Annotated in this window: 20 protein-coding genes and 1 tRNA gene; 10 read left to right on the forward strand and 11 right to left on the reverse strand. The window is 70.8% G+C overall.

All coding sequences use genetic code 11. The annotated features are described in order from the left end of the window. The first annotated feature begins 37 nt into the window (after positions 1-37). On the forward strand, positions 38-229 hold the full coding sequence (locus AC59HU_RS10430) for a hypothetical protein (RefSeq protein ID WP_497223315.1): 192 nt from the start codon (positions 38-40) through the stop codon (positions 227-229). A gap of 6 nt (positions 230-235) precedes the next feature. Here AC59HU_RS10430 and AC59HU_RS10435 read toward each other — a convergent pair whose 3' ends face one another. Then, positions 236-1420, reverse strand: coding sequence for a mechanosensitive ion channel family protein (locus AC59HU_RS10435; RefSeq protein ID WP_497223316.1), 1185 nt, complete (start codon positions 1418-1420; stop codon positions 236-238). A gap of 204 nt (positions 1421-1624) precedes the next feature. On the opposite strand from AC59HU_RS10435, the gene AC59HU_RS10440 reads away from it, so the two are divergent. Continuing rightward, on the forward strand, positions 1625-2173 hold the full coding sequence (locus AC59HU_RS10440) for a hypothetical protein (RefSeq protein ID WP_497223317.1): 549 nt from the start codon (positions 1625-1627) through the stop codon (positions 2171-2173). Between the two features lies 1 nt (position 2174). On the opposite strand, the gene AC59HU_RS10445 is transcribed toward AC59HU_RS10440, so the two are convergent. Both AC59HU_RS10445 and AC59HU_RS10450 read right to left on the reverse strand, forming a co-directional pair. Continuing rightward, positions 2175-3551, reverse strand: a complete 1377-nt coding sequence (locus AC59HU_RS10445) for a glucose-6-phosphate dehydrogenase (protein ID WP_497223318.1) — start codon at positions 3549-3551, stop codon at positions 2175-2177. Between the two features lie 315 nt (positions 3552-3866). Further along, positions 3867-6545 (reverse strand): helix-turn-helix transcriptional regulator, encoded by a 2679-nt coding sequence (locus tag AC59HU_RS10450; RefSeq protein WP_497223319.1) that lies wholly within the window; start codon positions 6543-6545, stop codon positions 3867-3869. Positions 6546-6756: 211 nt separating this feature from the next. Between AC59HU_RS10450 and AC59HU_RS10455 the strand changes: the two genes are divergently transcribed. The 3 genes from AC59HU_RS10455 to bcp all read left to right on the forward strand — a co-directional run bounded on the left by AC59HU_RS10455 (position 6757) and on the right by bcp (position 7754). Then, positions 6757-7044 (forward strand): hypothetical protein, encoded by a 288-nt coding sequence (locus tag AC59HU_RS10455; protein WP_497223320.1) that lies wholly within the window; start codon positions 6757-6759, stop codon positions 7042-7044. 41 nt (positions 7045-7085) lie between these two features. After that, positions 7086-7161 (forward strand) — tRNA-Lys (locus tag AC59HU_RS10460). Between the two features lie 110 nt (positions 7162-7271). Then, positions 7272-7754, forward strand: coding sequence for a thioredoxin-dependent thiol peroxidase (gene bcp / locus AC59HU_RS10465; RefSeq protein WP_497223321.1), 483 nt, complete (start codon positions 7272-7274; stop codon positions 7752-7754). A 51-nt stretch (positions 7755-7805) separates the two neighbouring features. Here the strand turns inward: bcp and AC59HU_RS10470 are convergent, their stop codons facing one another. Next, entirely contained in the window at positions 7806-8174 is a 369-nt protein-coding gene (locus AC59HU_RS10470) for a hypothetical protein (RefSeq protein ID WP_497223322.1), read from the reverse strand. A 270-nt stretch (positions 8175-8444) separates the two neighbouring features. On the opposite strand from AC59HU_RS10470, the gene AC59HU_RS10475 reads away from it, so the two are divergent. Then, positions 8445-8693: a WhiB family transcriptional regulator gene (locus tag AC59HU_RS10475; RefSeq protein ID WP_077055322.1), complete on the forward strand. Its 249-nt coding sequence runs from the start codon at positions 8445-8447 to the stop codon at positions 8691-8693. 178 nt (positions 8694-8871) lie between these two features. Here AC59HU_RS10475 and AC59HU_RS10480 read toward each other — a convergent pair whose 3' ends face one another. Further along, positions 8872-10365, reverse strand: coding sequence for a sensor histidine kinase (locus AC59HU_RS10480; RefSeq protein WP_497223323.1), 1494 nt, complete (start codon positions 10363-10365; stop codon positions 8872-8874). A gap of 433 nt (positions 10366-10798) precedes the next feature. Here AC59HU_RS10480 and AC59HU_RS10485 point away from each other — a divergent pair, with 433 nt between their 5' ends. Continuing rightward, positions 10799-11293 carry an Rv3235 family protein gene (locus tag AC59HU_RS10485; RefSeq protein WP_497223324.1) on the forward strand — a complete coding sequence of 165 codons (495 nt, stop codon included), beginning with the start codon at positions 10799-10801 and terminating at the stop codon, positions 11291-11293. Between the two features lie 59 nt (positions 11294-11352). On the opposite strand, the gene secA is transcribed toward AC59HU_RS10485, so the two are convergent. The 6 genes from secA to mtrA all read right to left on the reverse strand — a co-directional run bounded on the left by secA (position 11353) and on the right by mtrA (position 20280). Further along, positions 11353-14325: a preprotein translocase subunit SecA gene (gene secA, locus AC59HU_RS10490; RefSeq protein ID WP_497223325.1), complete on the reverse strand. Its 2973-nt coding sequence runs from the start codon at positions 14323-14325 to the stop codon at positions 11353-11355. Positions 14326-14464: 139 nt separating this feature from the next. Further along, positions 14465-15193 (reverse strand): ribosome hibernation-promoting factor, HPF/YfiA family, encoded by a 729-nt coding sequence (gene hpf, locus AC59HU_RS10495; protein ID WP_497223326.1) that lies wholly within the window; start codon positions 15191-15193, stop codon positions 14465-14467. 105 nt (positions 15194-15298) lie between these two features. Beyond that, positions 15299-16069 carry a ComF family protein gene (locus AC59HU_RS10500; protein WP_497223327.1) on the reverse strand — a complete coding sequence of 257 codons (771 nt, stop codon included), beginning with the start codon at positions 16067-16069 and terminating at the stop codon, positions 15299-15301. 114 nt (positions 16070-16183) lie between these two features. After that, positions 16184-17896, reverse strand: a complete 1713-nt coding sequence (locus AC59HU_RS10505; RefSeq protein WP_497223328.1) for an LpqB family beta-propeller domain-containing protein — start codon at positions 17894-17896, stop codon at positions 16184-16186. Then, positions 17889-19589: an MtrAB system histidine kinase MtrB gene (gene mtrB, locus AC59HU_RS10510; protein ID WP_497223329.1), complete on the reverse strand. Its 1701-nt coding sequence runs from the start codon at positions 19587-19589 to the stop codon at positions 17889-17891. Before mtrB ends, AC59HU_RS10505 begins: the two co-directional genes overlap by 8 nt. A gap of 10 nt (positions 19590-19599) precedes the next feature. After that, positions 19600-20280: an MtrAB system response regulator MtrA gene (gene mtrA / locus AC59HU_RS10515; RefSeq protein WP_497223330.1), complete on the reverse strand. Its 681-nt coding sequence runs from the start codon at positions 20278-20280 to the stop codon at positions 19600-19602. Positions 20281-20454: 174 nt separating this feature from the next. On the opposite strand from mtrA, the gene AC59HU_RS10520 reads away from it, so the two are divergent. From AC59HU_RS10520 to AC59HU_RS10530, 3 genes are read left to right on the forward strand one after another with little or no spacing between them, the layout of a single operon-like run. Then, on the forward strand, positions 20455-21981 hold the full coding sequence (locus AC59HU_RS10520) for a DUF7847 domain-containing protein (RefSeq protein ID WP_497223331.1): 1527 nt from the start codon (positions 20455-20457) through the stop codon (positions 21979-21981). Positions 21982-21990: 9 nt separating this feature from the next. Further along, a complete protein-coding gene (locus tag AC59HU_RS10525; protein WP_497223332.1) occupies positions 21991-22671 on the forward strand; it encodes a DUF4129 domain-containing protein in 681 nt (226 codons plus the stop codon). Next, positions 22668-23960: a DUF4350 domain-containing protein gene (locus AC59HU_RS10530; RefSeq protein ID WP_497223333.1), complete on the forward strand. Its 1293-nt coding sequence runs from the start codon at positions 22668-22670 to the stop codon at positions 23958-23960. The genes AC59HU_RS10525 and AC59HU_RS10530 overlap by 4 nt, the downstream gene beginning before the upstream one ends. The last annotated feature ends 6 nt before the right edge of the window (positions 23961-23966 follow it).

Below are 23966 nucleotides of genomic sequence, written 5' to 3' on the forward strand. Positions count from 1 at the left end.
TAGCTTGGACCCAACGACGTGAAGAGACGGGAAAGACGTGCGCAAGTACATCCTCAACACCAGCATCATCAGCTCGGTCATCGGCGCCTTCGGCGTGATCCAGACCACCAGGAGGGGGCCGCGCGACTGGCGTCTGATCCTGATGTGGGTGAGCTGGGGCATCACGGTGGCCCTGGCGATCGGCAGTGTCCTGCAGCAGGACGAGGATGCGCGGGAGCTCGGCGACTGACCCGGGTCAGCGCCGCCCGTCGCGCTCCTCGGCCGTGAGCCCCGCGGTCTGGATGGGCCCGGTGAACAGGCTGGCCCGACCCTCCGCGCCGCGTCCGCCGTGGAACAGGCCGCCCGCATCCGGGTCGCCCGCCGTCGCCCGGTGCGAGACGTCCTCCTCGGGCTCGATCACGTTCACGCGGGTGCGCGGGATCGACTGCGGGCTCTGGCGGTAGAGCCACGCGATCATCTCCTCGCGCACGTAGCAGCGCAGGTCGAACAGCGTCGGGGCGTCGATCGCGGTGACCAGGATGCGGATGCGCACGTAGCCGCCGGTCGCATCCGTCACCTGGAGCACGGCGACCCGCTGGTCCCACAGCTCGGTGCGGGCCAGGATGCGGTCGAGCTCGGTGCGCATCTCGGCGGGGGTGACCCGCCAGTCGAGGTCGAACTCGACCGAGCCGAGGAGCTCGGAGTTGCGCCTGGTCCAGTTCTGGAACGGCTTCGAGGTGAAGTAGGTGCTCGGCAGCACCATCCGCCGGTCGTCCCAGATGTGCACGACGACGTAGGTGAGCGTGATCTCCTCGATCCGCCCCCACTCCCCTTCGACGATCACCACGTCGTCGACCCGCACGGCGTCGCTGAAGGCGATCTGCATCCCGGCGAAGACGTTCGCGAGGGTCGATTGCGCCGCGAGCCCCGCGACGATCGACACCACTCCGGCCGAGGCCAGCACGCTGGTGCCCACCGCCTGGGCGCCGGGGAATGTGAGCAGGATGGCGCCGAGCGCGAGCACGATCACCACGGCCATCGCCAGCCGCCTGAGGATCAGCACCTGGGTGCGCACCCGGCGCGCGATCCGGTTGTCGGGGCGGTCGATCGTGTAGCGGTTCAGCGCGCCGTCCTCGAGCACCAGGGCGAGGGCGCAGACCAGCCACGCACCCAGGGCGATCGTCGCGATCAGGAACAGCTGGTCGATCACCGGCTGCCCGTCGCCGATCGGGATGGTGAGGTCGGTCGCGATCCAGAGCAGCACCACCAGCAGGAACAATCGGAACGGGATGCGCGCCCGCCGGATGAGCGACTTGGCCCAGCCCTGGCGACGTGCGGCGAGGCGGAGCGTGAGCGCGATGATCGCGGTCAGGGCGACGGCGATCACGAGCGCCGAGGCGGCGGCGATCGCGAAGGCGATCCAGCTGTGTTCGATGAGCATCGGGTGCCTTTCCGGGTGGTCGCGGGGACGGTCGGAGCCGCGGCTGACGAATTTCCAGCCTAATCAGCCCATTGGGGATGTCGCTGCGGCGTGTCGATTGGGCCCCGGGAATCCCAGCCCGCACACTGTTCTCACGAGGGTGACCGGAAGGACGTTGCGATGATCGGCTGGAGACGACGCGCGAAGGCTCAACGGGAGAGCACGGTGAGCCCTGAACGTCTCTACGAGCTCGTCAACCAGACCCTGATGGAGAACTTCGGGCCGCTGGGCTCGTTCGCGATCACGCGCCGGAAGGTCTCGGACACGGACGACATCTTCCACACCGCTCTGGCCCGTTCGGTCGCCCGCGACATCGTCGCGAACCTCGCCGAGCACGGCATCACGGTGCGCGAGAACCTCGGCGCCGCGGCGACGATCGCCGCCCCGGCCGCGAAGACCGGCCGATCCTCGCTCACGCCGCTGCCGCAGCGCGCCTCGCTCGCTCCGGCCGCCCGCGCGACGCTGGCGCCGGTCGAGCGCTTCGCGTCGCCGCTCGCGCCGCGGGTCCCGGCCGCCGCTGTGGCCGCCGTGCCCATCGCCGCCTCAGCGGTCGCGGCCGCCACGTCCGCCGCCGGCACGTCGGCCGCTCTCCCCGCGGTCGCTTCGGAGCCGCTCGAGGACGACGCGCTCCGCTCGCTGGTCGCCCACCACCGCGAGGTGGCCGAGGCGGCCGCGAAGAAGTCCGCCGAGGCCGACTGGACCGTCGCGAACTGAGTCAGCCGATCGGAGCCCAGTGCTCCGGTCCCGCGCTGCCCGCGGGATACTCGTCCAGCGGCACGTCGCCGGCCTTCCAGGCCTCGATCACCGGGGCGAGGATGCGCCAGCCCTCCACGGCCGAGTCGCCGCGCACGCTGAGCGTCGGATCGCCGTCCAGGATGCCGGCCAGCACCTCGCGGTAGGCCAGCAGCTGGCCGTCGCCGAACGTCGCGTCCAGACTCACCCGCTCGAGCTCGTAGGGGTCGCCGGGGCCGTTGATGTCGATCTCGAGCGACATCGCATCCGGCGCGAGGTAGATGCGCAGCACCGACGGGGTGTTCGCACCGGTCAGCCCCACGGGCACCTGACGGGCGGGTGTGAAGGTCACCACGCTCTCACGGCGACGAGAACCGAGCGCCTTGCCCGACCGCAGGGTGAAGGGCACGCCCTTCCAGCGCCAGTTGGCGATCTCCAGCGTCACCTCGGCGAGGGTCTCGGTCTCGCGCGCCGGGTCGACGCCCTCCTCGTCGCTGTAGCTGGGCATCGAACGGCCGTCGATGGCGCCGGCCGTGTAGCGCGCCCGACGACTCGAGGTGGTCGGGTCGTCGCCCCAGAGGTGGGTCGCCCGCAGCACCAGCTCCTTGCCGTCGCGCAGGTCGTCGGAGCCGAGCGTCGCGGGCGGCTCCATCGCGAGCACGGCCATGACCTGCAGCAGGTGGCTCTGGATCATGTCGACGAGCGCGCCGGCCTTGTCGTAGTAGCCGGCCCGGCCCTCCAGCCCCAGCATCTCGTCGTAGACGATGTCGACGCGGGAGATGTGCTCGCCGTTCCAGAGCGGCTCGAAGATGCTGTTCGCGAAGCGGAGGCCGAGGAAGTTGAAGACGGTCGACCGGCCGAGGAAGTGGTCGACGCGGTGCACCTGGTTCTCGGGGACGAGCTTCGCCAGCTCGGCGTTCAGCGCTTCGGCACTGGCGACATCCATCCCGAAGGGCTTCTCGAGGGCGAGCGTCAAGCCGGAAGGGAAGTCGACCGACTGGAGGGCCACGACGACCTTCGCGGCGACGGCGGGCGGCAGCGCGAAGTAGATCGCGGGGGTGCCCTCGGCCATGCCGAGCAGCTTCGTGAGCTCGGCGGGGTCGGTGACGTCGGACTTCACGTAGCGGGTGCTCGCGAGGAGGTCGTCGATCGCCGCGCCCTCGGCCTTCACCTCGGCGAACGAGGTGGTCACGACGTCGCGCCATTCCTGATCGGTCCACTCCGTGCCGCCCGCGCCGATCAGCGTCAGGCGCCGCTCCGGCTGGTTGGTGAGGAGCTGGGCCAGCCCGGGGAGCAGGAGGCGGGCGGTGAGGTCTCCGCTCGCACCGAAGATGAGAAGAGTGTCGACCCGTTGCGTCATGTCCTTCACAGTAGTGCGCTCGAACTGCACCGCACACGCCCGGCCGGTGCCCTCACAGCCGCGTCCGATCCCCGCACCCGACTCGCCCGTCGACCGAGGCCGGAACGACCAGAGGCGACCACCCGAAGGCCGCCTCTGGTCGTGGATCACCGAACGCCCTCGGGTCGTCTGGACTGACGAGTGAACCAGACCCTGTGCACGGAGATCTCTCGCCGTGCCCGCGAGGGCGCGAACCGGATGACCCGGCTGTGCGCCACCGCAAGTCTCCGCCCTCCGGCACCTCGAGCGTGATGAGTAATTTCTACCTATTCCTGACTACCTGGTCCGCTCCGAGGGCCAGCCCTCGAACGGCCCGTCGAGACGCAGCTCGCTGAGCTCGGCGCTCAGCTCGCGCCGCCCGGCGATCCCGAGCTTCTTGTAGATCCGCGCCAGGTGGTTGTCGACCGTCCGCACCGAGATGCCGAACTCGGCGGCGAGCTCCGCGCTCGTGCGGTGCGAGGCGGCGCCGGAGGCGAGCTGCCACTCGCGATCGGTCAGCGGGGTGACCCGCGGATGCGACTGCCGCCGCCGGTGGGACATCGCGACCCCGGTGCGCACCGTCCACGAATCCGCGAGCCGGTGCGCGAGGGAGGCGCGGGCGAGATCGGTCCCCGCCGTCTCGGCGGCCCAGCGCGCCGCGTCGATGGCGGGCCCGAGCAGGCCGGCCTCGGCCAGCTGTTTCGCGACCGGCAGCACGTCGCCGCGGGCGATGATCGTGCGGGCGTGCGACTCGCAGATCGGGAAGGCGTTCTTCGCCGCGATCAGGTGGGGCAGAACGACGGTCGCTCCGACCACGGGCTCGATCCGGATCGCCTCGTAGGCGACCAGCGCGGCCAGGTAGCGCTGGCCGCCCTCCACTGCCGCGTGCAGTGCCGGACCGAGGCTGCGGATGGCGTACCCGGGCCGGCCGGTGGCGGCCGAGACCCAGGCGCGGGCGAGCGAGGCGTACAGCTCGACCTTGGGGTCGCGTACCTCGGCCGGGGTCAGCTGGTCGAGCCAGCTGCGCGCGATCGCGAACCGGCCCGTGCGGGCGGCGATCGCGGCGGAGAGCGCGTCGGCCGTGGGGAGGAGCCCGGCGATGTCGCGCCAGACCAGGTCGCGCCGGCCCTCGGAGATCAGTGTCCAGGCACGGGAGGGCGATCCCGTGTGGAGTTCGATCATCGCCAGCGCGAACCGCCAGACGCCCCGGGCGCTCGGGTTGGTCTCCTCGGCCTCGGCGAGGTTCGCGCGAGCGGCGGCCCGTGCCTGGGTGAACCGGCCCGTGAACGAGAGCACCAGCACCTCGGAGAGCTGCAGCAGGTCGCGGGCGTTCGGCAGCACGTCGCGGAACCGGTCGCACTCGGCGAGCCCGCGTTCGACGGCCTCGCCGGCCAGCACGAGATTGCCGCCCATCGTGTGCAGCGTCGCGGTCATGATGAGCAGGTTCAAGTCGCCCGGGGTCTGCACCGGGCCGAGCTCGGAGAAGGCCTCCAGGTCGGTCGTGAGGCCCTGACCCGCCATCAGCCGCCACCGGGCGAGGTCGGACTCGACCCGGGCCCGGTGCTGCGCCTCCCGGAGCCGCTCGAGCACCGGTTCGACGCGGCTCACGGCGAGGTCGGGCCGCAGCATGCGGAACGCGAGGTGGTTGCCCTCGGCCTGGGTGAGCGCGACGAGGAACGCCGCATCCAGGTCGTCGTCGGGCAGCGTCTCGGCGGCCCGCCAGGCCGCGTCGAAGTGCTCGGAGGCCTCGCGGATGCGCCCGATCTGCGAGAGCGCCTGCGCCTGCACGTACTCGCCCGCCGAGCGGAGGACCGCGTCCTTCCCTCCCCCGGCCACGGCGTGCTCGCCCAGGCGGATCGCCGTGGTGTAGCGCTGCTCGCTCAGCTCGCGGCGGGCGAGCTCGACCAGGAGCGCGGGCGGCACGGGCTGCCCGGCCGCCAGCTGGAGCAGCGCGCGCCGCACCCGGTGCTCCGGGTAGCCGTCGAGCATGTCGGCGCCGGCGGCGCAGAAGCTCGCCCGCCAGAGCCCCGAGACGGTCGAGAGCACGACGGCGGCGTAGAGCGGATGCGCGAGCGACACCCAGATGCGCCCGTCGTGCGCGCGGGTGGTCACGAACCCGAGGGTCTCGGCGCGCTGCGTGCCGCGCTCGGAGACGCCCGAGGTGCCCGCCTGCTCGACCGGGAGGTCTCCCGCCACCGCGAGGACGGCCAGCAGGTCGACGACGAGCGGGTCGGCGTCGAGCGGGTCGGCCGGGAGCGAGGCGATCACCCCGTTCGACAGGTAGGGCCAGCGCTCGCGCCAGCCGGCCGAGTCGTCGCAGAGGTCGGTCGCGCCGACGGCCGCGTCGACGAGCTCGGACAGGGTGCGGGTGCTGCCGGCTGAGAGCCGGACCATCTCCTCCGCGGCGACCGGACCGACGCTCGGACCGAGCCGGTCTTTGATCAGCGTGTGCGCATCCGGTGCCGGCAGCGGGGCGAGCTCGACGACCACGCTCGGCACCCGCCCGGAGGCGCCGAGCGGCGCGGTCTCGGAACCGGTGCTGCGGGAGAGCACGACGGTGGCCACCCTCGCGTCGACGACCTGCTCGAGCACACAGAGACTCGCCGAGTCGAGCAGGTGCGCATCGTCGACGATCAGCACCAGACCCGGGTCGTTGACCGAGCGGTGGAACTCGACGATCGGCGAGCCGTCGGATTCCGGTACGGGCAGGACGGCGAGCACGGGCGCGAGCGCCCCCAGGGGCACGCCGGTGAGGTCGGCACGGCCCCGGACGACGAGGAGGCGGCGTTCGGGCTCCAGAGCGGCGGCCAGGGCCTCCACGAAGGCCGATCGACCGACGCCGGGGCGGCCGGTGACGACGACGAGGGGTGCCGGGTCGCGCCGGGACAGACAGGCGAGCACCTGCTTGAACTGCCGGTCGCGGCCGTGGAGCCTCTGGCCGCCGGGGAGGACGGGTGGTTGTCTGCGGGATGTCATTGCACGGGTGCTTTCTCTCGGCGCCGACAGGCGGGTGGGTCGTCGGCGACTGCGGTTCGGCACCGCATCCGCTGCCACCGGATGCCGTGCCCTGAGTAGGTTCTACTCACGTTTTCGCCCCGCAGTCGGGCGTTCGGGCCGGGTTACGTAGTGGCCGACGAAGCGATACGTAGTGCCTCCCCCGAGGCGTGCGTACCCGTATCGTGGAGCCGTGAATGCTAGAACGGCCCGCCTCGTGCTGCTGCTCCGTCTCGCCTACCTGATCGGGGCGGCCCTGTTCGCGCTCGACCTGCTCGTCGGCGGGATATTCGCGGCCGTGCAGCTGAGCGAGACCGGCGAGCTCGACGAGCACGGCCCGGTCGCGAGCCTGGTCGAATGGGGTGCGCTGGTCGCCTTCCTGTTCACCGCCCTGGGTGCTGTGATCACGGTCGTGGCGACCGTTCGGCTCACGAAGGACGGCGATCCGGAGGACGTGATCGACCCGGTTCGCACACCCTGAAAAGGCATGCTAATGTTGACGACTGGCTCGCCAAGAGCCACGCACCTCTAGCTCAATCGGCAGAGCAACTGACTCTTAATCAGTGGGTTCTGGGTTCAAGTCCCAGGGGGTGCACCATGAGAACGGCCCGGACTCGTGTCCGGGCCGTTTTCCGTTCCCGGCCGACGGCGCTGATGCCGGTGCGGCTACCGGAGCGGATGCCGCTCCGGATGCGAAATACTGGAGTCATGACCGACACCAGCGTTCGCATCGAAGCCGGCCAGCCGGCGCCCGGGTTCACCCTCCTCGACGAGGACGGCGTGTCCCGTTCGCTCGAGGACTACCGCGGCCGGCGGGTCATCCTCTACTTCTACCCGGAGGCGGGCACGCCCGGGTGCACCAAGGAGGCCTGCGACTTCCGCGACAACTTGAACTCCCTCAAGAGCGCCGGGTACACCGTGCTCGGCGTCTCGCGCGACCAGCCCGCCAAGCTCAAGGGCTTCATCGACGACCAGGGCCTCAACTTCACCCTGCTGTCGGACCCGGATGCGGCGGTGCACCACCTCTACGGCGCCTGGGGCGAGAAGTCGCTCTACGGCAAGACCGTCACGGGCGTGCTGCGCTCGACCTTCGTGATCGACGAGGAGGGCGTGGTGAGCCTGGCGCTCTACAACGTCAAGGCCACCGGCCACGTCGCCTCGCTGCGCAAGAAGCTGAAGATCGACGCGTAGTCGGTCGTCGCCGATCGTCGCGGGCCGCTCGTCGCCGGTCGCCGCTCGTCGCTAGTCGCGGCGGGTGGCGGCCACGACGGGTGGCGAGAAGAGCAGGACGAGGGCGAGCACGGCGGGCACCAGCAGGTACCAGCCGACCCGTGCATCCTCGACCAGGCCCTGGAAGCACGCGAAGGCGATGACGATCTGCAGCAGCTGCCAGACCAGGGTCGCCGCCCTGGTCCAGGGCCGGGCGCGCAGGGTGTGGATGGCGACGAACGACAGGAACAGCGCCGCGACCGCGGAGAGCACGAGGATGCCGAGGGCCGTCTCGATCGAGGTCTGCTGACCGGTCACGACCTCCAGCAGGAGCCAGATCGTCACGCCGATCATCACGACCGCCTCGAGGCCCACGATCAGGGCGAGGAGGATGAGGAGCACGGGTCGACGACCCCGCCGGGGCCCGCCGTTCGCGTCGGATTCACCGGATGTTCGCCCTGCGTTCGCCTCGTCCATCACGCCCGTACTCCGTAGAAAACCCTTGATTTGCATTTACCAGTATGCAAACATATCTGAGGTCAATGTTGCTCACAGTGACGTGAGCGGGTGCAATCTCCTCTGATTGCAGCGTCCACCGTGCCATTGACCATCTCACCCGAATCCCTTAGGTCATTCGACCGAAGCACCCTGGCTACATAAGGAGCTCCCGCTATGGATTGGCGCGACAAAGCCGCCTGCCTGACCGCTGACCCGGAACTTTTCTTCCCCGTAGGAAACACCGGACCCGCTGTCGACCAGATCGACAAAGCGAAGGCGGTCTGCGCTCGATGCTCCGTCACGGAGGTCTGCCTCCAGTACGCCCTCGAGACCGGGCAGGACTCGGGAGTCTGGGGCGGTCTCAGCGAAGACGAGCGTCGGGCCCTGAAGCGCCGCGCCGCCCGCGCGCGCCGCGCCTCCTGACCCGGGAGCTCTGACCGGAGCGCTCGAAGTTCTACGCACCGGACCTCGACGCACCGCACCCCGTCACACCACGGAAGCCCCGATTCGCCGGCCTCGGCCGACGGTCGGGGCTTCGTGGTGTTTCCGGAGCGCACGCGTGATGGCTCGGCGCCCGCGGCCCCGCCCGTGACGGGCCGGCTCAGGGCTTCTTGAGCCAGCGGAACGGGATCTCGATCGTCACGACCGTTCCGCTGCCCACCATGGTGTGCCAGTCGATCGTGCCGCCGAGCTCGCCCTGGATCAGGGTGCGCACGATCTGCGTGCCCAGCCCCGAACCGACCTTGCCCTCGGGCAACCCGGTGCCGCTGTCGCGCACCTCGACCGTCAGGGTCTCCTCCGACCGCGTCGCCGCGATCTCGACCTCGCCCTCCTGACCGGCCAGGCCGTGCTCCACCGCGTTGGTGACGAGCTCGGTGAGCGCCAGGGCGAGCGGCGTCGCGTACTCGCTCGGGAGCACGCCGAAGCTGCCGGTCGATTTCGGGTGCACGGTCGTGTTGTGCGCCGAGGCGACCTCGGCGACCAGTAGGAGCACCCGATCGAACACGGTGTCGAAGTCGACGCGCTGGTTCAAGCCCTCGGACAGGGTATCGTGCACCACCGCGATCGCGGCCACTCGGCGCATCGCCTGGGTCAACGCATCCCGCGCCTCGTCGGAATGGGTGCGGCGGGCCTGGATGCGCAGCAGCGAGGCGACGGTCTGCAGGTTGTTCTTGACGCGATGGTGGATCTCGCGGATCGTCGCATCCTTCGTGATCAGCTCGCGCTCCTGGTGCCGCAGCTCGGTCACGTCGCGACTGAGCACGATGGCGCCGAAGCGGTGGCCGCGCGTGCGCAGCGGGATCGCGCGGAGCGACACGGTCACGCCCTTGGCCTCGATGTCGGTGCGCCACGGAGCACGGCCGGTGACCACGAGCGGGAGCGACTCGTCGACGACCAGCCGGCCCGCGAGGAGCCCGGTGGTGACCTCGGCCAGCGACTGGCCCTCGAGCTCGCCCAGGAAGCCCATGCGGTTGAAGGCCGAGAGGCCGTTCGGGCTCGCGAAGGTGACGACGCCGTCGACGTCGAGCCTGATCAGACCGTCGGATGCACGGGGTGCGCCCCGGCGCGGACCCGTCGGCGCCCCCAGGTCGGGGAAGTCGCCGGCCGCGATCATCGCGAAGAGGTCGTTGGCGCACTCGTTGAACGTCAGCTCCTGGCGGCTCGGAGTGCGCGCCTCGCTCAGGTTGGTGTGCCGGGTGATCACCGCGATCGGGCGCTCGGTCGTGGTCTGCTCGGAGATCGACAGGCGCCGGAGCACCGGGACCGCGCGCACGCGGGTCGGGGTCTCCTCGTACCAGTCGGGGGCGGCGGTGTCGACGATCTTGGCGCTCTCGAAGGCGTCGGTGACCTGCTTGCGCCACTCGGGCTTGATGGTCTGGCCCACGAAGTCGCGGTAGAACAGCGTCGCCGAGCTCGACGGCCGCGAGTGCGCCACGGCGACGAAGGTGTCATCGAGGGTGGGCACCCAGAGCACGATGTCGGCGAAGGCGAGGTCGGCGAGGAGCTGGCAGTCGCTGACCAGCAGGTGCAGCCACTCGACGTCGGCCTCGTTCGAGCTGCCGTGTGCGGTGACGAGATCACTGAGAGTTGACACGGGTTCTAGCCTACGGGGAGTCGATCTGCGGTTCTGGTGTGAGGGGACATGGATCGGGCGACCGGGGCGGAACACGACGAGGTCATGGTCGGGGACATGACTGGCCCCCGTGATCGCGTTTCCCTACGAACCGATCACGGGGGCCGTTACCTTCCGACCGGGGTTGCGGTAGGTCGGGGGAACGGGCACCCCGGTCGGAAACTCGTGTTGTTGTGTGAGAACAGTTGACCAGCATCCGGTCGCGGGGTGTTATGAGCAATTTCCACCTAGTGCGCTCGGCGCCTCGGGCGAATTCCACAGGGCACAAACGCTCCTGGACAAGGATTTCCGACACTGGTTGAGTAACAGCCCTCGACACATTGCTGAGCAATGCTTACTTAATGCACGAGAGCGGCGCCGCGGCGCGGGCTCACCCAGCACCGAAGGAGCCCCGTTGACCGCGACCTCGACCACGTTCGCCGTCCGACCCACCCAGGGCGCCCTGCCGGCGCCCGTCCGGCCGGAACCGATGCGGCCGGAACCGATGCGGCCGGATCCGGTGCGGCCGGAACCGATGCGGCCTGAGCCGACGCGGCCCGAGGCGCGGGAGAAGCCGGATCCGCGGCCGCTGGCGGAGAGCCTGGCGCGCTGCGTGGTCGAGATCCTGGCCGGCACCCGCGAGCTCGACCAGATCGCCCGGTGGCTGTCGTCCGACGTCTACGCGCACCTCACGAAGCGGGTGGTGCTCTCCCGCCGTGCGCGGCACGTGCGGGGCGACTCGCCGTCGCGCCCCACCTTCACGATGGGCAGCACGGTGCTCTGCGAACCGCGGGAGGGTGTGGTCGAGGCCGTCGTCATCGTGCACGGCCGTGCCCGGTCACGCGCCGTGGCGATCCGACTCGAGCTCTTAGGCGCGCGCTGGCGCGCCAGCGCGATCCACGTGCTGTGACGCAGATCGCCCCGACCCGGTTCTGAACCGGATCGGGGCGATCGTCGCGACCTGCTGGGTCAGCGCTTCTTCTTGCCCTGCGAGCGTCGCTGGGCACGGTTGCTCGAACCGGAGTTCTGGCCACCGGAGCTCTGGCCGCCGGACTTCTGGCCACCCGAGTTCTGGCCACCACTGGTCTGGCCACCACCGGCCTGGCCACCGGAGCTCTTCTGGCCGCCCGCACTCTTCTGGCCACCCGAGGCCGCACCGGAGCGCGCCTGCGACGACTGGCCGCCCTGCGACGACGCACCCGAACCCGACGCGCTGCCGGCGCTGGCGCCGCCCCGCGAGAACGCGCTGGCGACGGGCACCGACTTCTCCTCGGCCTGCTGGGCGCGGGCCGTCTCGGCCTGCTCGATCTGGCCGCGCTGGTTGCGCACCTCGACTCCGCCCGAGTCGCTCGGAGCGGAGAAGCTCAGCTTCTCGGCCGGAGCGGCCGTCTGCCCGAGACCCTTGGCCTCGACCTTCGGAGCGCCCACCTCGGTCGGCGAGGCGTTGACCTCGACCTCGAGGTTGAACAGGAAGCCGACGGTCTCCTCGCGGATCTGACCCATCATCGACTGGAACAGGGCGAAACCCTCGCGCTGGTACTCGACCAGCGGGTCGCGCTGCGCCATCGCGCGCAGGCCGATGCCGTCCTTCAGGTAGTCCATCTCGTAGAGGTGGTCGCGCCAGCGGCGGTCGATCACCGAGAGCACCACGCGGCGCTCGAGCTCGCGCATGGCGGCCTCGCCCAGGGTCTCCTCGCGTCGCTGGTAGGCGAGCTTGGCGTCGGACAGCACCTCGCGGGTGACGAACTCGCGGTTGACGCGGCCCTTGCTGCCGGCCTCGGCGATGACCTCGTCGACCGAGATCGAGATCGGGTAGAGCGTCTTCAACTCGGTCCAGAGGGCGTCGAAGTCCCAGTCGTCGCCGTTGCCGGCGGCGGCGTGCTCGGAGATGATCTCCTCGACCACGTCCTCCAGGAAGCGCTGCGCGCGGTCCTGCAGGTTGTCGCCCTCCAGGATGTGGCGGCGGTCGCTGTAGATGGCCTCGCGCTGGCGGTTGAGGACGTCGTCGTACTTCAGCACGTTCTTGCGGATCTCGGCGTTACGGCTCTCGACCTGCGACTGGGCGCTGCGGATGGCCCGCGAGACGACCTTCGACTCGATGGCCAGGTCGTCCGGCACACCCGAACGGCCCATCAGGCTCTCGGCCGCGCCGGCGTTGAACAGGCGCATCAGGTCGTCGGTGAGCGAGAGGTAGAACCGGCTCTCGCCCGGGTCGCCCTGACGACCGCTCCGGCCGCGGAGCTGGTTGTCGATGCGGCGCGACTCGTGGCGCTCGGTGCCGAGGACGTAGAGTCCGCCGGCCTCGATGACCCGCTCCGCCTCCTTGTCGACGTCGGCCTTCACCGAGGCGAACACCTCGTCCCAGGCCGCCTCGTACTCGTCCGGGGTCTCGACCGGGCTGAGGCCGCGGGCGTTCATCTCGGCGACGGCGAGGAACTCCGCGTTGCCGCCGAGCATGATGTCCGTTCCACGACCGGCCATGTTCGTCGCGACCGTGACCGAGCCGTACCGGCCGGCCTGGGCGACGATCGCGGCCTCACGGGCGTGGTTCTTGGCGTTCAGCACCTCGTGACGCACACCGCGCTTGGCGAGGAGGCGCGAGAGGTACTCGCTCTTCTCGACGCTCGTGGTGCCCACCAGAACGGGCTGGCCCTTCTCGTGGCGCTCGACGATGTCCTCGACCACCTGGTCGAACTTGGACTGCTCGTTCTTGTAGACCAGGTCGGACTGATCGATGCGCTGCATCGGACGGTTCGTCGGGATGGCGACGACGCCGAGCTTGTAGGTGCTCATGAACTCGGCCGCCTCGGTCTCGGCGGTACCGGTCATGCCCGAGAGCTTGTCGTAGAGGCGGAAGTAGTTCTGCAGGGTGACGGTCGCGAGGGTCTGGTTCTCGGCCTTGACCGCTACGCCCTCCTTGGCCTCGATCGCCTGGTGGATGCCCTCGTTGTAGCGACGGCCGGCCAGGATGCGCCCGGTGTGCTCGTCGACGATCAGCACCTCGCCGTTCAGCACGACGTAGTCCTTGTCTTTCTTGAACAGGGCCTTCGCCTTGATGGCGTTGTTCAGGAACGAGATGAGCGGGGTGTTCGCCGACTCGTAGAGGTTGTCGATGCCGAGGTAGTCCTCGACCTTCTCGATGCCGGGCTCGAGCACGCCGACGGTGCGCTTCTTCTCGTCGACCTCGTAGTCCTCGTCGGCCACGAGCTTGGTCGCGATCTGCGCGAACTCGTTGAACCAGCGGTTGGCCTCGCCCGAGGCGGGCCCGGAGATGATCAGCGGCGTGCGCGCCTCGTCGATCAGGATGGAGTCGACCTCGTCGACGATGGCGAAGTGGTGGCCGCGCTGCACCATGTCCGACGCCTGCCAGGCCATGTTGTCGCGGAGGTAGTCGAAGCCGAACTCGTTGTTCGTGCCGTAGGTGATGTCGGCCTCGTACTGCACCCGGCGCTCGGCCGGCGTCTGCCCGGCGAGGATGACGCCCGTGGTCATGCCCAGGGCGCGGAACACGCGGCCCATCAGCTCGCTCTGGTACCCGGCGAGGTAGTCGTTCACCGTGATGACATGGACGCCCTTGCCGGTGATCGCGTTGAGGTAGGCGGCGGTGGTAGCGACCAGGGTCTTGCCCTCACCGGTCTTCATCTCGGCGATGTTGCCGAGGTGGAGCGCCGCTCCACCCATCAGCTGCACGTCGAAGTGCCGGAGGCCCAGGGTGCGGCTCGCGGCCTCGCGCACCGCGGCGAAGGCCTCGGGGAGCAGGTGGTCCAGGCTCTCGCCGGCCTCGAAGCGCTCCCTCAGTCGCGGAGTCTCGTCTTTGAGCTCCTCGTCGGACAGCGCCTGGAAGTCTTCTTCCAGCGCATTGATGGCCTTCGCGTAGTTCTGGAGTTTGCGAAGGGTTCGGCCCTCGCCGACGCGAAGGACCTTTTCAAGGACTGAGGCCACGGAGTCTCTCCCACTGCATTCGGTGCTGCGCGCTCCGCGCAAGCGTAAGCCATACTAGTTGCTCACACCTGGGCGTCGGCGGCGGATGCACTGCGACCGCAGTGGGAGAGCTCCGAGCCCCCGCTGTCCCCCGCCGGTGCTACCCGGCCGCCTGACCGACGGTCTCGGATTCCAGCTCGGCGAAGGCCGCCGCGTTCTCGTCGAGGCCGATGACGCCGTAGTCCCAGCCCTTCCGGCGGTAGACCACGCTCGGCCGGTTCGACTCCGAGTCGATGAAGAGGTAGAAGTCGTGGCCGACGAGCTCCATGTGGTACAGCGCGTCGTCGACCGTCATCGGCACCGCGCCGAAGACCTTCTTGCGGATGACCACGGGGCAGTACTCCTCGTCGGCGTCGTTCGCGTCGACCTCGCCGGAGGCATCCGTCGTGCCGGTCGAACCGGCTGCCTTGGTTGCGCTGCGGAGGCGCGGCTCGACCAGGTCAGGGCTCGCGGGCTCGACGTCGACCAGGCTGAAGCCGCCGGTGGCGGCCTCGTGCAGCGAGACCGGGCGGTGCTGACCCCGGTGCACCTTCTTGCGGTCCTTCGCACGGCGCACGCGCTGCAGGAGTTTGGCGAGGGCGAGATCGAAAGCGGCGTACTTGTCCGACGCAGCGCTCTCGGCCCGTACGATCGGGCCGGGCCCGATGAGGGTCAGTTCGACCCGGTCGTCTCCGCTCTGCGTGCCGTTGGCGGAATTGTGCCGGTAGACCTTGACCTCGAGGGCGAGTGCCTTCTCGGACAGATGGGCGACCTTCTCCGCCTTCTCGCTCGCGTACTCGCGAAAGCGATCCGTGATCCCTAGGTTTCTTCCAGTGACATTGATTTCCATGGAGACCTCCTAGCCGTTGTGATGGCGGCGGTACCGACAAGCCGGGACCGTTCGCGCCTTGTCCCACCCACGGTAGTACGGGCACCCCCACGAGTCACCACCCAATTACCTGCCGGACACCTTTCGTTTCACTGTGTAGGCCAGACACGCCGCGGCGACCACTGGACAACCCGCGGCGACGAGTGCGCGCTGGGCCTCGATCAGGGTGGATCCGGTCGTGAGCACGTCGTCGACCAGCACGACAGGGCGGCCCGCGACAGCTCGGGATGCGCGCATCGCGCCCCGCAGGTTGGCCCGCCGCTCGTCGACGCCGAGCCCCGCCTGGTCGGCCACCTCGCGGGTGAACGCGAGACCGGGCCGCCGCGACAGGGGCTGGGCGGCCGCGCGGACCAGGAGGTCGACCGGACGGTACCCGCGTCGGCGGACGGCGGACGGGACGGAGGGCATGGTCACCACCCGCACCGCGGCCGGGAGACCGGCCAGCAGCGCGCGCATGGCCGGGGCGAGCGGGCCCACCGCATCCGTTCGCCCGCCGTCTTTCAGGGCACGGAGGAGGCGCGCCGGCACCCCGCCGTAGTCGAGCGCGACGAGGACCGGCACCCCCAGACCCGGAACCGTCACCCGGTCGAGCCGAGGGCGGAGCTCGTCGCGGCAGCGGTCGCAGACCCCGCGGTCGGGTCGGCCGCAGCCGGCGCATCCCACGGGGGAGACGAGCGCGGCCGCGTCGACGAGCCAGGGATGTCGCAGCACGTCGGACGGCTGCCGGAGGCCAGACCAGGGGCGGATGCCGGACCACGGGCAGAAGCCGGGCCGAGGGCGGAGGCCGGACTCGGCGCGGATGGCGGTCGGCGGATCAGAGAGAGGAGTGCTGGTCATGCCCGCAATGCTGGCGGCGGCCCGGCTCCGGCGGGCCGCAGCGCCGGGATCGGTGGATGACCGCCGCGTCGGGCGCGGCTGTGGAGGAACCGCCGCAGAGTGGGTCCTGATCCGTCAGTTCTGGGTGGCGAGCTCGCCGATCCCCGGGGTCACGGCCTGCCACGCGCTCCCCCGCTGCTGGAGGAGGTCGCCCGAGGCCGACAGCACCCGGAGGCCCTCGAGGTCGTTCCCCCCGGCCATCGCGACGCCCGCGGGGGGCGCCCCGAGGGTGGTGCTCCGGCCGCCGAGCTTCTGCGCGCTCGCCCGCGTCTCGCCCGAGGGCAGCACGGCGAGCGACGCCACGGTCAGCTGGTCGACCCAGGTGGCCGCGACCGGGGTGCCGGCCGAGGTGGAGAGCGCGATCGGTTCGCCGAGCCCCCGGGGCACGCCGTTCGGGTCGCGGATCACCGCGGAGACCACGAGCTTCGGCAGCCCGCCGCTGGTGAGGTAGGCCAGCGCCCGGGTGCCGTCGCGGGAGACCTCGAGCGAGGTGATCGCCGAGGCGCCGTCCCAGGTGGTCGGCACGGAGATCGCCGTGCCGTTCGCTCCGGTCGCCGTGAGCGCGGTGGGCTGGTCGGCCGGCACCGACCAGACGTAGCCGAACGGATCGACGGCGGGCGCGATCAGGTCGATGCGCTGGTCGAGCAGGGTCGGCACGGCCTGCGCGCCCGCGAGGCGCACGGCGTAGACGGCGCCGCTCGCGGCCTTGACGGCCGCCGTTCCGGAGGTCTTGGAGTAGCCGACCGCCTGGGGCACCAGATCCTGCACCTGGTCGCTCACCCCGGGAATGGGGGTGACGCCGGCGCCCGAGAGGTAGCCGAACGCGCCGTCGCGGAGCACCAGCGGCTGGGCGTCGACCCGTGGGGCCACGATCGGTTCGGGCACGTCGGAACCCGGGATGGGGACGACGTTCTGGTCGACCGAGATCGCCACCCGGGAGGCGGAGGCGAGGTCGCTGAGACTCGCGTTGAGCTGGTAGTTCATCCGCTGCAGGTCGTTGGCGTCGGCCTGGAGGATGTTGCTGGAGAGCTCGACCTGCGTCTGCCCGCCGGTCGTGACGACCGAGGAGGTCTGCGTGCCCTCGGGGAAGGCGGTCACCACCGCTCCCCCGCCGAGCCAGCTCGAGGGGCCCGCGAGCAGGGCGCGCACGATCCGGGTGCCCACCGAGGCGGAGGTGGGGAACCAGCGCAGGTCGGGCACGAGATAGGTGTAGCTGGGGTCGTAGAAGTAGAGGGCGTGGGAGCTGAAGACCTGGTCGAAGAAGAGGTCCTCGATCACGATGCCGTTGGCCAGGGCGTTGATCCGCCACTCCCCGTCGTCCTGCGTGAAGTCGAAGGTGAGCGGCGCCGGAGCGCTCGAGGTGCTCTCGGTGTACGAGCCGTTGGAGTCGACGCTCGCCACCGGGGTGACGCTCATCTGCAGCCGGGTGTCGCCGACGGCCGAGATCGAGCGGCTGCCCGTGTCGACGGTGGTCGACTCGTTCGGCTTCCAGGTCGCCGCGGCGTCGCGCGTCAGGTAGCGCCGGGCGATGGCGTAGTCGTCCTGCGGGCTCTTCGCGGCCAGGATGAACCCGTTGAGGATCTCCTGCTGCGTCGCGCCGGGCACGGGGTCGGCCGCCAGGAAGATGACGTCGATCTGGTCGTCGGTGCCGATCGCGTTGCCCGCCTCGACCGAGCCGGTGCGCGGGATGCCGCTGCAGGCGGCGAGCGCAACCAGGAGCACGGCCGCGAGCGCGACCGCGGCGCCGCGGAGACCCCGCCGCCGGGTAGCGGATGTCGATTCAGCCACGATCGGCCTCCCGGGGGTTCGTGCCCTTCTGGGCGGGCACCGGATGCGTGGGCGGGCGGAGCTCGGCGACCGCCGCCGCCTCGCCGAAGGCGTCGGCCGGTTCGAGCGGCAGGGGCGACCCCGTGGCGGCGAGGCCGCGCACACGCGGCAGGGTGAGCCGGAAGCAGCTGCCCGCGCCGGGCCGGGACCAGACCTCGAGCGCACCGCCGTGCAGCGTGGCGTCCTCCAGCGAGATCGCGAGCCCCAGCCCCGTGCCGCCGATGGTGCGCTTCCGTGACGGATCGGCGCGCCAGAACCGGTCGAAGACGCGCTCGGCCTCGGCCTCCGTCATGCCGCTGCCGTAGTCGCGCACCGAGAGGGCGAGCGCCTCCTGGTCGCTGTCGACGCTGATCACGATCGGCTTGCCCTCGCCGTGCTCGATGGCGTTGCCGAGCAGGTTGCGCACGATGCGGCGGATGCGGCGGGCGTCGACCTCGGCCTCGAAGTAGCCGCCGGGCGCCACCAGCCGCAGCGGCGAGCCCGCCTGCTCGGCGAGGGGTTCCATCTGGTCGATCGCATCCTCGGCCAGACGCACCAGGCTGGTGGGCTCGGTGTTGAGCTCGGCCGACCCGGCGTCGAAGCGGCTGATCTCGAGCAGGTCGGCCAGCAGCGACTCGAAGCGCTGGGTCTGGGTGTGCAGCAGCTCGGCGGTGCGGCCGGTGGCGGGCGGGAAGCTCTCGCGCTGGTCGTAGAGCAGGTCGCCGGCGAGACGGATGGTGGTGAGCGGGGTGCGCAGCTCGTGCGAGACGTCCGAGACGAAGCGCTGCTGCACGAGGGAGAGCTCGGCCAGCTGGGTGATCTGGGACTGCATGCTGTCGGCCATCCCGTTGAAGGAACGGGCGAGGGTGGAGATCACGTCCTCACCGCGCTCCGGGATGCGCACCTCGAGCTGGCCGGCGGCGAGCTTCTCGCTGGTGTCGGCCGCCATCCGGATCGGCTGCACCACGATCCTGACGATCAGCCAGGCGACCAGGCCGATCAGGATGACCAGCGCGAGCCCGCCCAGCCACAGCGTCTGCTGCACGAAGACGAGCGTCTGCTCGGCCTCGGCGAGGTTGTAGCCGATGTAGAGCTCGAAGGCTCCGGCCCCGGGGATGGTCAGCGGCGAGCCGACGACGATCCCGGGATCCATGCCGCCCTGCTCGTCGGGCAGCTGCACCGACTGCCAGTACTGCTGCACGCCGTCGGGGTTGGCGGCCACCGCATCCTGCAACTGCTGGGTGATCACGGCGGAGTTCGCGAGCTCAGGGCTGGCGAAGGAGAGCACGGTGGTCGACCCGGCCGCCTGCCCCGGGGTCGCGTAGAGCGCGATCGACCGGCTGGAGGAGGAGGCGATGATCGCCGACTTGGCCGAGTTCAGCAGCGAGATCGTCGAGGCCTCGCCCGAGGCGTCCGAGGAGTCGAAGATCGTCTGCGCCGCGGTCGCGGCGTTCTTGGACTCGACGAGCACCTGCTGCAGGCGCGACTGGAACAGGTCGTTGCCGATGCTGATCGACATGTAGGTTCCGGTGACGACGACGGCGATGGCCGAGAGTGTCACCGTGACCACGATGGTGCGGAACTGCAGCGACCGCCGCCACAGGCGCGCGATCTGTCTCGGCCAGCTTCGCCAGCCGCGGAGGACGGCCGGGCCCAGCCGGGTCTGGCGCGTCATCCGGCCGGCATCATGACGGGGCGCCGGCGCGATAGCCCACGCCGCGGACCGTCATGACGATCTTCGGGTTGTCGGGATCCTCCTCGACCTTGGCGCGGAGGCGCTGCACGTGCACGTTGACCAGCCGGGTGTCGGCTTTGTAGTGGTAGCCCCAGACCTGCTCCAGCAGCATCTCGCGCGTGAAGACCTGCTGGGGCTTGGTGGCGAGGGCGAGCAGGAGGTCGAACTCGAGCGGGGTGAGGTTGATGCGGTCGTCGCCGCGCTTGACCTCGTGGCCGGCGACGTCGAGCTGCAGGTCGCCGATCTGCAGGAGGTCGGGGGTGCTCTCCGGCGCCGGGCGCAGGCGGGTGCGGATGCGCGCCACCAGCTCCTTGGGATTGAACGGCTTCACGACGTAGTCGTCGGCGCCGGACTCCAATCCCTTCACGACGTCGGAGGTGTCGGTGCGCGCGGTCAGCATGATGATCGGGGTGCCCGACTCGGCGCGGATGAGACCGCAGACCTCGATGCCGTCGAGCCCCGGGAGCATCAGGTCGAGCAGCACGAGATCGGGCTTCGCCGCACGGAAGGCCTCGAGGGCCTCGCCGCCGTCGGCGCAGAAGGTCGGGTCGAATCCTTCGGCACGCAGGACGATGCCGATCATCTCCGCAAGGGCCGTGTCGTCGTCGACAACGAGAATGCGAGGGTCCATGGCGACCACAGTAGTCGAGGCCCGCTCCTCCACAGGCGAGCGCCGGGACGGCTCACTACACATGCCGAGAAAACTCGGAGCGAGTATGAAAGCATGGAGACGTGGGACGGGGTGGGTCCCACCGGCGCGGTAGCCGGGACGACCGATGAGCGAGATCGATGAGCGGTGGCGGCGATGAGCGATGACGGCAACTGGGCGGCGCCCGGGTCGGAAGGCACGGGGGCGAGCACGGGTGCGGTGACTCCGCGGCAGGATGCGGGCGAGCCGCCGCGGTGGCAGGATGCGCCGGCACCCGCTCCTGCACCAGCTCCTGCTCCTGCTCCTGCTCCTGCCCAGACTCCTCAGTACGGGCAGTACGCCCCGCCGCCGACCCCGCAGTACGGGCAGTACGCGCCCCCGCCGGCTCCTCAGTACGGGCAGTACGCCCCGCCGCCCGCTCCTCAGTACGGCCAGTACGCACCCCCGCCCGCCCCGCAGTACGCTCCCCCATCCGCACCCCAGTACAGCGCGCCGCAATACGGCGTTCCGCAGTACGGGGCGCCGCAGTACGGGGCACCCGGCCAGCAGCCGTCGTGGCAGTACGCGGTCGGGCCGGCCGCGGCGCCGGGCCAGTGGGCGCCCCCGCCCAAGCCCGGCCTGATCCCGCTGCGGCCCCTCGGCTTCGGCACCCTGCTGGGCGCGTCGTTCCAGGTCGTGCGCCGCAACCCGAGACCGACCTTCGGCAGCAGCCTGATCGTGCAGCTGGCCGTCACGCTGATCACCGTGCTCTTCGTCGGCGCGGCCGTCGTCTGGATCGTCGGCCGCGCGTCATCGGCCGAGGGCACGAGCGACTCGGAGACGATCGGATCCGGCAACGTCCTCGTCTTCGTGCTCTCGCTCGTCATCCCCCTCGTGCTCTCGCTCTTCGGCAGCGCTCTGCTGCAGGGGGTGCTCGTGCTCGAGGTGGCGCGGGCGACCCTCGGTGAGAAGCGTCGGCTCGGCGAGCTGTGGAAGGCGGCGTTCCGCCGCATCCTGCCGCTGGCCGGCTGGTTGGCAATCCTGTTCGCCGCCGCCGTGGTGGGGATCGGCCTCCTCGTGCTGGTGATCGTCCTGCTCGCGTCGCTCGGCACCGGCTTCCTCGCCCTCGGGCTCATCCTCGGGTTCCTGCTCGGGCTCGGTCTGCTGGTGCTCGCCTTCTGGCTGGGCATCAAGCTCTCGCTGGTGCCCAGTGTCATCGTGCTCGAGCGGGTCGGGGTCGGTGCGGCCATCCGTCGCTCATGGCAGCTGACGCAGGGCAACTACTGGCGCACCTTCGGCGTGATCGTCCTCGTCGCCGTCATCTGCTACTTCGCGACCCAGATCATCACCGCTCCGTTCTCCTTCATCGCCCCGATCCTGATCACGCTCGTCGACCCGAACGGCACCGGGTCGGGCATCGTGGCGCTGATCGTCTTCTACGTGCTCTTCCTCGCCTTCTCCGTGGTGATCAGCGCGCTGACCTCGGCGATCCAGGCCGCCACGGTCGCGGTGGTCTACATCGACCTGAGGATGCGCAAGGAAGGTCTCGACATCGAGCTCGCGCGGTTCGTCGAGCAGCGTCAGGACGGCTCGGACGAGTGGCCTGACCCGTACCTGCCCCGCCCCGCGGCGGCGGCGCAGCCTCAGACCGCCTACGCGCCGGCCGGGTACCCGCCGCCGCCCGCCTACGGCCCGCAGGGCTGAGGTCGGCCGATGACCCTGTTCTCCGCCGTCGGCGCGCTCGTGGCCGAGGTGCCGGTCGAGCCCGGCGCCGACCAGGCCCGCGACTGGCTGGTCGACGAGTTGGGCAAGCCGCCGTATCAGGCGGCCAGACCGACCTGGTTCGACCGGCTCTCCCAGGGCTTCAGCGACTGGCTCGACTCCCTGCGGGTGCCTGACGGTTCCGGCCTCAGCGGGCTCGTTCCGCTGGTCGTGGTGATCGTGATCGTGGCGCTGATCGTGGTGGCGTTCATCGTCTTCGGCCGCCCCCGGGTGAACCGACGCAGCCGGGTGGCCACCGGCGCGCTGTTCGGCGCCGACGACTCCCGCAGCGCCGCCGAGCTCCGGGCCTCCGCCCAGCGCGCGGCGGCGGAAGGCGACTTCGACCTCGCGGTCGAGGAGGCGTTCCGAGCCCTCGCCCGTCAGCTGACCGAGCGCACGATCGTGCTGACCGCGCCGGGCACGACCGCGGTCGACTTCGCCCACCGCGCCGGGGTCGCCTTCCCGGACGCATCGGCCGAGCTCTCGGGCTGCGCGCGCCTGTTCGACGGCGTCCGCTACCTCGGCCAGAGCGCTGCTCGAGGCGACTACGACCGGATCGCGGCGCTCGACCGCCACCTCCAAGCCTCGCGACCGGTGGCGCTCGACCACCTGCCCGGCGAGCTGATCTCGTGAGCGCGACCGGCCTCAACGCCCCGATCGTCGACGCTCCGAGCCGCGACGAGCCGGAGGCGACCGTCGACACCCCGCGGTTCCGCACCAGCGCGCGGCGCTGGGTGTTCTGGATCGTCATCGCCGTGGTGGCATCGCTGTTCGCCGTCGTCAGCATCGGACTCACCGCCTCCTCGGTGCCCGACACCGGGCGGTACTCGATCGACAACGCCGGCCCCTCGGGCAGCCGGGCTCTCGCCGAGGTGCTCCGCCAGCAGGGCGTCGACGTCGTGCGCGCCGACTCCCTCGACCAGGCCCAGGAGAAGGTGCAGTCCGCGGACTCGTCCGGTCGCCGGGCGACCCTGCTGTTCGGCGACCCCTACGGCTACCTCGACGACGAGCGCCGGGCCGACCTGGCCGCCCTCGACACCGACGTGGTTCTGCTCGAGCCGGGTACCTCCGAACTCGACGCCTTCGCGCCCGAGATCGCCACCGCGGGCGCCGCCGAGACGGTCGACACGGTCGCGGCCGACTGCGACCTGCCCGCGGCCGTCCGCGCCGGCAGCATCTCGCAGCCCACGTCGACCTACCGCGTCGTCTCGACCGACCCGGGCGCGACGGTCTCCGAGTGCTTCCCCTCCTACGGCGACTCGTTCGCCGTCGTCACGAGCGCGGGCGCAGACGCTGGCGCCGGCTCCGGCTCCGGCTCCGGCTCCGGCCGATCCGTCACCGCCTACGGCGCGGGCGACTCGCTGACCAACGACGCGATCACCCGGAGCGGCAACGCCGCCCTCGCCCTCGGCGTGCTGGGCGCGAACCCCACGCTGGTCTGGTACCTGCCCACCGGCGCCGACCTGACCGCCGACGGGTCACCGGTGCCGACCCTCGGCGATCTGACGCCCGGTTGGGTGACCCCGGTCATCCTGCTGCTGCTCGTCACGGTCGTGGCCGCCGGCGTCTGGCGCGGCCGGCGCTTCGGCCCGGTCGTCGTCGAGAACCTGCCGGTCACCGTGCGCGCGAGCGAGACCATGGAGGGCCGGGCCCGGCTCTACGCTCGCCAGAGCGCCTACGGCCGGGCGCTGGATGCTCTCCGCATCGGTACGATCGCCCGTCTGACCGGTGCGCTCGGCCTGCCCCGGCACGCCACCGTCCTCGAGGTGAGCCGTACGATCTCCTCGCTCACCGGGCTCCCGGTCGACCAGGTCCACGACACCCTGGTCGGCGCCGTGCCGCAGAACGAGGCCGAGCTCCTCGCCCTCTCCGATCGCCTCTTGCTGCTCGAGCAGCAGGTGGAGCGCAGCCGGAGACCCTGACCGAGA

The organism is Herbiconiux sp. 320_LB (assembly GCF_059691755.1).

Coding starts and splice junctions, on each gene's coding strand:
- AC59HU_RS10435 (WP_497223316.1), bottom strand. CDS start 1,420: ATGCTCATCGAACACAGCTGGATCGCCTTCGCGATCGCCGCCGCCTCG.
- AC59HU_RS10445 (WP_497223318.1), bottom strand. CDS start 3,551: ATGACGCAACGGGTCGACACTCTTCTCATCTTCGGTGCGAGCGGAGAC.
- AC59HU_RS10450 (WP_497223319.1), bottom strand. CDS start 6,545: ATGACATCCCGCAGACAACCACCCGTCCTCCCCGGCGGCCAGAGGCTC.
- bcp (WP_497223321.1), top strand. CDS start 7,272: ATGACCGACACCAGCGTTCGCATCGAAGCCGGCCAGCCGGCGCCCGGG.
- AC59HU_RS10475 (WP_077055322.1), top strand. CDS start 8,445: ATGGATTGGCGCGACAAAGCCGCCTGCCTGACCGCTGACCCGGAACTT.
- hpf (WP_497223326.1), bottom strand. CDS start 15,193: ATGGAAATCAATGTCACTGGAAGAAACCTAGGGATCACGGATCGCTTT.
- AC59HU_RS10500 (WP_497223327.1), bottom strand. CDS start 16,069: ATGACCAGCACTCCTCTCTCTGATCCGCCGACCGCCATCCGCGCCGAG.
- mtrB (WP_497223329.1), bottom strand. CDS start 19,589: ATGACGCGCCAGACCCGGCTGGGCCCGGCCGTCCTCCGCGGCTGGCGA.
- mtrA (WP_497223330.1), bottom strand. CDS start 20,280: ATGGACCCTCGCATTCTCGTTGTCGACGACGACACGGCCCTTGCGGAG.
- AC59HU_RS10520 (WP_497223331.1), top strand. CDS start 20,455: ATGAGCGATGACGGCAACTGGGCGGCGCCCGGGTCGGAAGGCACGGGG.
- AC59HU_RS10525 (WP_497223332.1), top strand. CDS start 21,991: ATGACCCTGTTCTCCGCCGTCGGCGCGCTCGTGGCCGAGGTGCCGGTC.